At 72.4% G+C, this 9,042-nt stretch carries 9 protein-coding genes; 7 read left to right on the plus strand and 2 right to left on the minus strand.

Translation table 11 applies throughout. The features are described 5' to 3' along the window. From D8M34_RS17090 to D8M34_RS17100, 3 genes are all read left to right on the plus strand, one after another. Positions 1-516, plus strand: a 516-nt coding sequence (locus tag D8M34_RS17090) for an alpha/beta fold hydrolase (protein WP_126894613.1), incomplete at its 5' end; no start/stop codon positions are given. Then, positions 513-1,673, plus strand: coding sequence for an acyl-CoA dehydrogenase family protein (locus D8M34_RS17095; RefSeq protein WP_126894614.1), 1,161 nt, complete (start codon positions 513-515; stop codon positions 1,671-1,673). The genes D8M34_RS17090 and D8M34_RS17095, both read left to right, overlap by 4 nt. Positions 1,674-1,728: 55 nt before the next feature. Next, complete coding sequence (locus tag D8M34_RS17100) at positions 1,729-2,196, plus strand: Lrp/AsnC family transcriptional regulator (protein WP_102209934.1); 468 nt, start codon at positions 1,729-1,731, stop codon at positions 2,194-2,196. Between the two features lie 9 nt (positions 2,197-2,205). Here D8M34_RS17100 and D8M34_RS17105 read toward each other — a convergent pair whose 3' ends face one another. Continuing rightward, positions 2,206-3,666, minus strand: a complete 1,461-nt coding sequence (locus tag D8M34_RS17105; protein ID WP_238695700.1) for a PucR family transcriptional regulator — start codon at positions 3,664-3,666, stop codon at positions 2,206-2,208. A gap of 178 nt (positions 3,667-3,844) precedes the next feature. On the opposite strand from D8M34_RS17105, the gene D8M34_RS17110 reads away from it, so the two are divergent. Together D8M34_RS17110 and D8M34_RS17115 are read left to right on the plus strand one after the other, a co-directional pair. After that, positions 3,845-5,329, plus strand: a complete 1,485-nt coding sequence (locus tag D8M34_RS17110; RefSeq protein ID WP_126894616.1) for a CoA-acylating methylmalonate-semialdehyde dehydrogenase — start codon at positions 3,845-3,847, stop codon at positions 5,327-5,329. Between the two features lie 15 nt (positions 5,330-5,344). Then, positions 5,345-6,733, plus strand: a complete 1,389-nt coding sequence (locus D8M34_RS17115; RefSeq protein WP_126894617.1) for an aspartate aminotransferase family protein — start codon at positions 5,345-5,347, stop codon at positions 6,731-6,733. A 20-nt stretch (positions 6,734-6,753) separates the two neighbouring features. On the opposite strand, the gene D8M34_RS17120 is transcribed toward D8M34_RS17115, so the two are convergent. Continuing rightward, positions 6,754-7,026 carry a metal-sensitive transcriptional regulator gene (locus D8M34_RS17120; protein WP_025102619.1) on the minus strand — a complete coding sequence of 91 codons (273 nt, stop codon included), beginning with the start codon at positions 7,024-7,026 and terminating at the stop codon, positions 6,754-6,756. A gap of 36 nt (positions 7,027-7,062) precedes the next feature. Here D8M34_RS17120 and D8M34_RS17125 point away from each other — a divergent pair, with 36 nt between their 5' ends. Continuing rightward, the gene (locus tag D8M34_RS17125; protein ID WP_085605453.1) at positions 7,063-8,340 is read left to right on the plus strand and encodes a DUF445 domain-containing protein; all 1,278 of its coding nucleotides are present in this window, start codon (positions 7,063-7,065) and stop codon (positions 8,338-8,340) included. A 1-nt stretch (position 8,341) separates the two neighbouring features. Then, positions 8,342-9,042: arginase family protein (locus tag D8M34_RS17130; protein ID WP_126894618.1), on the plus strand; the 701-nt coding region annotated here is incomplete at its 3' end.

A 9,042-nucleotide genomic window follows, 5' to 3' on the forward strand; every position in this document is an offset into this window, starting at 1 on the left:
TCGGGCGCCTGGGATGCCGTCGTCGGACACTCGCTCGGCGGCGCCGCCGGGACGGTGGCCGCCGCGGACGACGCGGACTGGACACGACGCCTCGTCCTCATCGATCCCGCGATCCATGTCGTCCAGCAGGACGCGGCCGACGTCCGCCGCAGCCAGGAACGCGCCTTCGCCGACAACCGCCTCGACGCGGTGCGGCAGGAGCACCCGCACTGGCACCCGCAGGACCAGGAGCTCAAGGTCGACGCCGTCCGGCGGGCGAGCGCGTGGGCGGTCGAACAGACCAGCGCACAGAACCAGCCGTGGGACGTCCGTGCGCACGCGGCCCGCCTGACCGTGCCCACGCACGTGATCGGCGGCGATCCCGCCGTCTCCAGCATCTTCACCGGGGTCCTCGCCGACGAGGTGCTCGCGAGCAACCCCCGAATCTCCCTGTCGGTCGTGGCCGGCGCCGGTCACTCGGTGCATCGCGACCGCCCGGAGGAATCCATCCGACAGCTCCTGGAGGCTCTGGCATGACCGACTTCGACCCGTCGGCGTATCTCCCCGACGACCTGCTCGACCGCATCCGCGAGCGCGCGCCCCTCCACGACAGGGAGAACACCTTCCCCCAGGCCGACCTCGATGAGCTCCGCGCGGCCGGATACCTGTCGATCCTCGTGCCGCGGGAGCGCGGCGGCGCGGGACTCGGCCTCGAGCAGGCCGCCCTCCTCCAGCAGCGGCTCGCAGGGGCCGCGCCCGCGACCGCTCTGGCGATCAACATGCACCTCGTCTGGACCGGCGTCGCCAAGGTCTTCTCGGACCGCGGGGCCCCCGGTCTCGAGTTCGTGCAGGACGGCGCCGTGGCCGGCGAGGTCTTCGCGTTCGGCATCAGCGAGGGCGGCAACGACCTCGTGCTGTTCGGGAGCGACACGGCGGCGGTCCCGGACGGCGCCGGGGGTTACGCCTTCACCGGCACCAAGATCTTCACCTCGCTCGCCCCCGTGTGGACGAAGCTCGGCCTGCACGGGCTCGACACCACGAGCCCGGACGCGCCGAAGCTCGTGTTCGCCTTCGTCGACCGCACGCCCGCGGTCACCACCGCCGACGACTGGGACACCCTCGGCATGCGCGGCACCCAGAGCCGGACCACGCACCTCGACGGGGCCGTCGCGGACGCGGCGCACGTCGTGCGGCGCATCGACCCCGGCCCGAGCCCCGACCCGACCGTCTTCGGCATCTTCGCGGTCTTCGAGATCCTCCTCGCCTCCGTCTACACCGGCATCGCCCGGCGGGCCCTCGAGCTGGCCGTGGCGACGGCCCATCGGCGTCGCTCCAAGAAGAGCGGCGCCGCGTACAGCCAGGACCCGGACATCCGCTGGCGGATCGCCGACATGGCCCTCGCCTACGACGCCCTCCCTCCGCAGATCGCCGTACTCGCCCGCGATGTCGACGAGCGCGCGGACCGCGGCGCCGGCTGGTTCCCCGCGCTCTCGGGCGTCAAGCATCGCGCGGTGACGATGGCCAAGCAGGTCGTCGACGAGGCCATGCTGGTGGCCGGCGGCGGCTCGTACTTCAGCGCCAACGAGCTCTCCCGGCTGTATCGCGACGTCCTCGCCGGCGCGTTCCATCCCTCCGACCCGGAGTCGGCGCACGCCACCGCGGCGAGCGCCTGGCTGGGCCCGATCGAGGCCTGAGCGGGCGCACGCACACCCCGTTGTCCACGACCGTCCGCGGTGCCAAGATCACACCATGGCACCGTCGAAGAAGGACCATACCCTCGACGCGATCTCCAAGACCATCGTCGAGATGCTGCAAGAGGACGGGCGGCGCTCGTACTCCGAGATCGGTCGGATCGTCGGCCTGAGCGAGGCCGCCGTCCGGCAGCGGGTGCAGCGGCTCACCGAGTCCGGGGTGATGCAGATCGTCGCGGTGACGGATCCGATGCAGCTCGGCTTCCACCGGCAGGCGATGGTCGGCGTCAAGGTCGCCGGGGACGCTCGAGGCGTGGCCGAGGCGATCGCCGACATCGACGAGGTCGACTACGTCGTGATCACGGTCGGATCGTTCGACGTACTCGTCGAGGCGGTGTGCGAGGACGACGACCATCTGCTGGCCCTCGTCAACGATCGCATCCGTCCGATCGCGGGCGTGGTGTCGACCGAGACCTTCATCTACGCGAAGCTCCAGAAGCAGCAGTTCGCCTGGGGCACGCGCTGACGGTCGGCCTCAACGCGGCCGCGTCTCCTCGCGGCGGCGGGCGAGGAGGGCGAGGTGCAGGGCGGCGAGGGTCTCCCCGTCGTCCAGATCCGCGTCGAGCAGGTCGCCGATGAGCGCGAGGCGCTGATAGAACACCGAGCGCGAGAGATGGCTCGCGGCCGCCGCCGCGGAGCGGTTGCCGGGGTGCGCGACGAGGGCGGCGAGGACCGCGAGCAGGTCTCCGCGGCGATCCCGGTCGTGACGGACGAGCGGCTCCAACATCTGCTCGCTGTGCGCCTGGAGCCGCCGGTCGTCGCGCAGAGCGGATACGAGGCGTTCGAGCGGCCGGTCGGCGACGCGGCAGACCGCCGGCACGTCGCCCCCGGACGGCCGTGCGGCGAGGTCGAGCGCGGCGCGGATCGAGGCCAGGAGCCCGCGGACGCCTTCCGCGCTCGGTCCGACGGTCACGGGCGCACCGTCGGAGAGGTGCGCGAGGACGGCATCGGTCAGCGCGTCGGATCCGGCGGCCACGAGCAGGACCAGGTCCGCTCCCCGCCGGGCCCCCACCGCGGACAGCCCCGCCGCACGCGCGCGGGCGACGAGCGTCTCGGCGTCCTCGTCCGTGCGGAAGACGAGGCCGGAGACGGTCCCTCCCGAGAGGTCGAGCCCGAGTCTCCGGATCCGGACCTCGACGTCTTCCTCGCGGGCGAACCGTGCGCCGAGAAGGTCCTCGACGAGGCTGCGATGGGCGAGCACGGTCCACGCCCCCTCCCCATCGGCGAGGCAGCCGAAGGCGAGGGCCGTCGCTCCCAGCTCCAGGACCGTGGACCGACCGGCGGGATGCGGCGGACCCTCCGCCGCGATGAGCCAGCCCCAGCGCACACCGCGCGCCTGCACGGGCACCCGATCGCCGCCCCGCTCCGCCTGGCGGAGGGCCTCGCCGACCGGGACGCGGAGCGCTTCGACCGCGACGACCTCCCCCGCCGGATTCTCGAGGTGGACCGGGGCGTCGAGCGCGCGGGCGACCTCGGACACGATGAGGTCGGCCGGCGCGCCGCGGAGGCTGAGGGTGGTGAAGAGGTCGTGCAGGCGCTGACGCTCGCGGAGCGCCGCGGTCTGGGCCTCGATCAGCGCGCGGTGCACGGCCTCGGTCACCGCGACGAACTTGACCTCCACCCCGAGCGCGATCAGGGCGAGGCTGGAGGCGGCACAGGCCTCGACGACCGCGGCCGGGACGCGGGGCATCCGCGGGCCGAGTTCGACGACGATGCCGGACACCCCCACCGCCGCCAGCTCCGCCACGAGCACGCGCAGTGCTGCGGGGTTCGTCGGCCAGGCCGCGCCGGTCGTGAGCAGCAGCTCGCCGCCGTCGAGCAGGCGTGCGACGGCGGCGCTGTCCGAGGCGTGGACCCACCGCACCCCGGCGTCGAGCGCCGGGCCCCCGACGAGGACGGTCGGCGCCCCCGCCTGCACCACGGGGAGCGCGAGCACGTCCCCGACGCACAGCGCCGAGGATGGTCGTTCCGGACGATGTGTCCGATCCACCGAGAAGTCCTGACGCTCTGCCACTCCGCACCCGCTCCGTTTCCTGTCAGCATGGGCCGAGCCCCAGCGTAGCGACCCTCGGTCAGAGTGTGCGAGACGCGATCCCCTCTGCGAAGGAGCACCCGTGGACATCGTCCGTCACGTCATCAACGGCACCGAGACCGCCGAGGCGGCGCGCCGCGGCCCCGTCTTCGACCCGGCGACAGGTGCCGTCACGAAAGAGGTCGCACTGGCCTCGGCCACCGAGGTCGACGCCGCGGTGGCCGCCGCTGCTGCCGCCCTGCCGGCGTGGCGGGAGACGAGCCTCATCAAACGCGCCGACGTCTTCTTCCGGCTCCGTCAGCTCCTCAAGGAACGGACGGACGAGCTCGCGGCCATCGTCACGTCCGAGCACGGGAAGGTCCTGTCCGACGCGGCCGGCGAGGTGTCCCGCGGCATCGAGAACGTCGAGTTCGCCGCGGGGCTCGTGCACCTGCTCAAGGGCGAGCGCAGCGAGCAGGTCGCCCGCGGGGTCGACGTGCACTCCGTGAAGCAGCCGGTCGGCGTGGTCGCGGCCATCACCCCGTTCAACTTCCCGGTCATGGTGCCGCTGTGGATGGTCGCCTCCGCGATCGCGTGCGGCAACACCGTCGTCCTCAAGCCCAGCGAGAAGGATCCGTCCGCCGCGGTCTGGCTCGCACGGCTCTTCCGCGAGGCCGGTCTCCCGGACGGCGTCCTCAACGTCGTGCACGGCGACCGGGAGGCCGTCGACGCGCTCCTCGGCTCCCCGCAGGTGCAGGCGGTGAGCTTCGTCGGCTCGACCCCGATCGCCCGGTCGATCTACGGACGGGCGTCCGCCGCCGGGAAGCGGGTCCAGGCGCTCGGCGGCGCGAAGAACCACATGGTCGTGATGCCCGACGCCGACATCGACGCGGCCGCCGACGCCGCCGTCTCCGCAGCGTACGGCTCCGCGGGCGAGCGCTGCATGGCGGTGTCCGTGCTCGTGGCGGTGGGCGACATCGCCGACGACCTCGTCGCCGCGATCGCCCGCCGCATCGACGGCCTCTCGATCGGCCCCGGCACGGACCCGGCGAGCGAGATGGGGCCCCTCATCACCGCGGAGCACCGTGACCGGGTCGCCTCCTACGTCACAGAGGCCCCCGGGGAGGGCGCCACGGTCGTCGTCGACGGCACCACGAAGCGGTTCGACGGCGACGGCTTCTTCCTCGGGGTGAGCCTGATCGACGACGTCACGCCCGGCATGCGCGTCTACGACGACGAGATCTTCGGCCCGGTCCTGTCCGTCGTGCGCGTGGGCTCCTACGCGGAGGCGGTCGCGCTCGTCAACGCGAACGCCTACGGCAACGGGACCGCGATCTTCACGCGCGACGGCGGGACGGCGCGGCAGTACGAGTTCGACATCGAGGTCGGCATGGTCGGCGTCAACGTCCCGATCCCGGTGCCCATCGGCGCGTACTCGTTCGGCGGGTGGAAGGACTCGCTCTTCGGCGACGCGCACATCTACGGCCCGGAGTCCGTGCACTTCTACACGCGGTCGAAGGTCGTGACGACGCGGTGGCCCGACCACACCCCGTCGCAGATCGACCTCGGCTTCCCGAGCAACCACTGACGAGGAGCGATCACGATGACGACCTTCACCGACCGCCACGGACTCTCCTTCCCGCTCCCCGCCCCGGACGCCGAGGCGCAGGTGCGCGCCGACGACCGCGCCCACGTCTTCCACTCCTGGAGCGCGCAGGCGCTGATCGACCCGCTGCCGGTCGCCACCGGTCGGGGCTCGACATTCTGGGACTACGAGGGCAGCGCCTACCTCGACTTCTCCAGCCAGCTCGTGAACCTCAACCTCGGCCACCAGCACCCGGACCTCGTCGCAGCGATCCAGCAGCAGGCCGGGCGGCTCGCCACCATCCAGCCGTCGATGGCCAACGATGTGCGCGGGGAGCTCGCCCGTCTCATCGCCGAGGTCGCTCCCGACGGGTTCGAGAAGGTGTTCTTCACGAACGGCGGCGCGGAGGCGAACGAGTACGCGGTGCGCATGGCCCGGCAGGCCACGGGCCGCAGGAAGGTGCTGTCGATGTACCGCAGCTACCACGGCTCGACCGCGACCGCGATCTCCCTCACCGGCGACCCGCGCCGCTGGGCGAACGACGTCACGGACACCGGGGCCGTGCGGTTCTTCGGACCGTACCTCTACCGCTCCCCGTTCCACAGCGAGACGACCGAGCAGGAGACGGAGCGCGCCCTCGCGCATCTGGAGCAGACCATCCAGCTCGAGGGACCGCAGACCATCGCCGCGATCATCGTCGAGACGGTCGTCGGCACCAACGGCGTGCTGCTTCCGCCGCCCGGCTATCTGCCCGGGGTACGCGCGCTCTGCGATCGCTACGGGATCGTCTTCATCGCGGACGAGGTGATGGTGGGGTTCGGCCGGCTCGGCGAGTGGTTCGGCATCGATGCCTTCGAGGGCCGCCCCGACCTGATCACCTTCGCGAAGGGCGTGAACTCGGGCTACGTCCCCCTCGGCGGCGTCGTGATCTCCGACCGCATCGCCGCGTCCTTCGACACCGTCCCGTTCGCGGGCGGACTGACGTACTCCGGGCACCCTCTCGCCTGCGCGGCCGGTGTGGCCACGTTCGAGGTGTTCCGCCGCGACGGCATCCTGGAACGGGTGCGCGACCTCGGCGAGCGGGTCGTCGGTCCGACCCTGCGCTCGTGGGCGCAGTCGCATCCGAGCGTGGGCGAGGTGCGCGGTCGCGGGCTGTTCTGGGCGGTGGAGCTCGTGCGGGATCAGCAGACCAGGGAGCCGCTGGTGCCGTTCAACGCGAGCGGTGCCGACGCCGCCCCGATGACGGCGTTCGCCGCCGCCGCGAAGCGGGCAGGGGTCTGGCCCTTCACGCACTTCCACCGCGTGCACATCGCTCCGCCGCTGGTGATCGAGGAGGCGGAGCTGGTGCGGGGTCTGGGGGCGATCGAGGAGGCGCTGGCGGTCGCCGACGGGTACGCGGTCGGGTGAGAGGCGTCCCCCGCCGGCCGCTACTTGCGGTCGAAGTCGAACGCCTTGAGGAGCTCGCCGACGGCCTTGTCGCGCTCCTCGCCGCCGTCCTCGAACATGTGGGTGACGTGCGTGCGCAGGTGGTTCTCCAGCAGCAGACGGTTGAGCGACTCGAGGGAGCGCTGGATCGCGCGGGACTGCGTGATGATGTCCATGCAGTACTCCTCGTTCTCGATCATCCGCGCGACGCCGCGCATCTGACCCTCGAGGATGCTGGTGCGGTGCAGGGCGCGCTTCTTGATGTCTTCGATCACGTATCGAGGCTACTCGCCCCGTGAAAGGATGACGTCATGCCGCGAACACCCACGACGCTGCTCTCCGTCGCCGACCAGGAGCGCCGGCGCGCGCTGCGGCGGATGAAGGCCGTCGCGCTCGGGGCGCTGATCTTCATGGCCCTCGCCTTCGTCGTCGCGTTCGCGTTCCAGGAGCGGGTCGGCGGGCTCGCGTACGTCCGCGCCGCGGCGGAGGGCGGCATGGTCGGCGCGCTGGCAGACTGGTTCGCGGTGACCGCGCTGTTCCGCCGTCCGCTCGGCCTGCCCATCCCGCACACTGCGATCATCCCGAACCGCAAGGACGAGATCGGCCGCACGCTGGGCGAGTTCGTGGAGACGAACTTCCTCGCCGCCGACGTCGTGCGCACCAAGCTCACCAGCACCGCGATCGCCCTCCGCGCCGGGGAGTGGCTCCGGGAGACCCCGCATGCCGAGCGCGTGGCGGCCGAGGGGGCGACGGTCGCGACGGCCGTGCTGAACGCCCTGAGCGACGACGACGTGCGCGATCTCCTCGCCGACCTCGCGCGCGAGCATCTCGTCGCGCCGGAGTGGGGGCCGCCCGCCGGGGCGTGGCTGGAGAAGATCGTGGAGGCGGAGGCGCACCACGGTGCCGTCGACCTCGCGGTGGACAGCATCGGGCGATGGCTCGACGCCAACGCGGCCTCCTTCACCGGACTCGTCTCCCGGCGCCTCCCCGGATGGATGCCGAAGATCGCGCACCGCCTCATCGACGACACCGTGTACAACGAGGCGGTCAAGTTCGTCCGCGCCGTGCAGGCCGACCCGCGGCATCCGGCCCGCCTCGCGATCGACGGGTACCTGTCCCGCCTCGCGGACGCCCTGCAGAACGATCCCGCGACGCGCGAGAAGCTGGAGAACGCCAAGGCCGCGCTCTTCGACAGCCCGCGCGTCGGCGCCCTCGCCGCGGAGGCGTGGAACACCGCCAAGAACGGACTCCTCACCTCCCTCGCCGACCCGGAGAGCGGGCTGCGGCGCCGCGCCGTGCAGGCACTGCAGGAGGTCGGCGAGCGGCTCACGACCGACGCCGCCCTGCAGCGCCGCGTCGACACGTGGGTCTCCGATGCGGCTGTCTTCCTCGTCGACCGGTACCGGCACGACATCGCCTCGATCATCACCGACACCGTGGAGCGCTGGGATCCCGCCGAGACCACCGAGAAGATCGAGCTCATGGTCGGCCGCGATCTGCAGTACATCCGCCTCAACGGCACCGTCGTCGGCGCCCTCGCCGGCCTCGCGATCTTCACCGTCGCCCACGCCCTGATCCCGGGAGTCTGACATGGCGCTGTCCCACGATCCGCTCTGGCCGCGTGCCGGCGCCTGGCCCGCGTTCGAGGGCACGGCCGATGCGGTGCTCCTCGGCGTCCCGACCTGGCGCACCTCCCTGTCCCCGACCGGGGCGCACGCGACTCCGGCCGCGATCCGCGAGGCGCTCCCCCGATACGGCACGACGGTCCTCGGCCCACCGACGATCGATCTGGACGAGGTGCTCCGCATCGCCGACGCCGGGGACGTGCCGGAGCCGGACGGCGACGCGGGAGAAGCGCGGACGATCGAGCGGGTCCGGGAGCTGGCGGACGCCTCAGACCTCGTCATCGCCCTCGGCGGCGACAACTCCCTCACCTACCCGGTCGCGCTCGGCGCCCGGGCGACGGGCCTGATCACGTTCGACGCCCACTTCGACCTGCGCGACGGCGTCTCCAACGGCACCCCGGTGCGGCGGCTCGTCGAGGACGTCCCCACCGCGGCAGGCGTCCCGACGGCCCGCATCGACCCCACCCGGATCGTGCAGATCGGCCTCGCCGACTTCGCGAACTCCGCCGCGTACGCCCGCCGCGCGGCCGACTGGGGCATCCGGGTCGTCACCCTCGACGACGTGCGCCGTCGCGGCATCGCCGACGTCGTGGCCGAGGCCGTCGAGATCGCGGGCGCGGGCGACGCCGCCCGGGTGCACCTCGACATCGACGTGGACGTGTGCGA

Source organism: Microbacterium sp. HSID17254 (genome assembly GCF_003989315.1).
Classification (GTDB): Bacteria; Actinomycetota; Actinomycetes; order Actinomycetales; family Microbacteriaceae; genus Microbacterium.

Bases quoted from the DNA above. Each gene is read 5' to 3' on its own strand.
- D8M34_RS17125 (WP_085605453.1), top strand. From the start codon at position 7,063: ATGCCGCGAACACCCACGACGCTGCTCTCCGTCGCCGACCAGGAGCGC.
- D8M34_RS17095 (WP_126894614.1), top strand. From the start codon at position 513: ATGACCGACTTCGACCCGTCGGCGTATCTCCCCGACGACCTGCTCGAC.
- D8M34_RS17115 (WP_126894617.1), top strand. From the start codon at position 5,345: ATGACGACCTTCACCGACCGCCACGGACTCTCCTTCCCGCTCCCCGCC.
- D8M34_RS17100 (WP_102209934.1), top strand. From the start codon at position 1,729: ATGGCACCGTCGAAGAAGGACCATACCCTCGACGCGATCTCCAAGACC.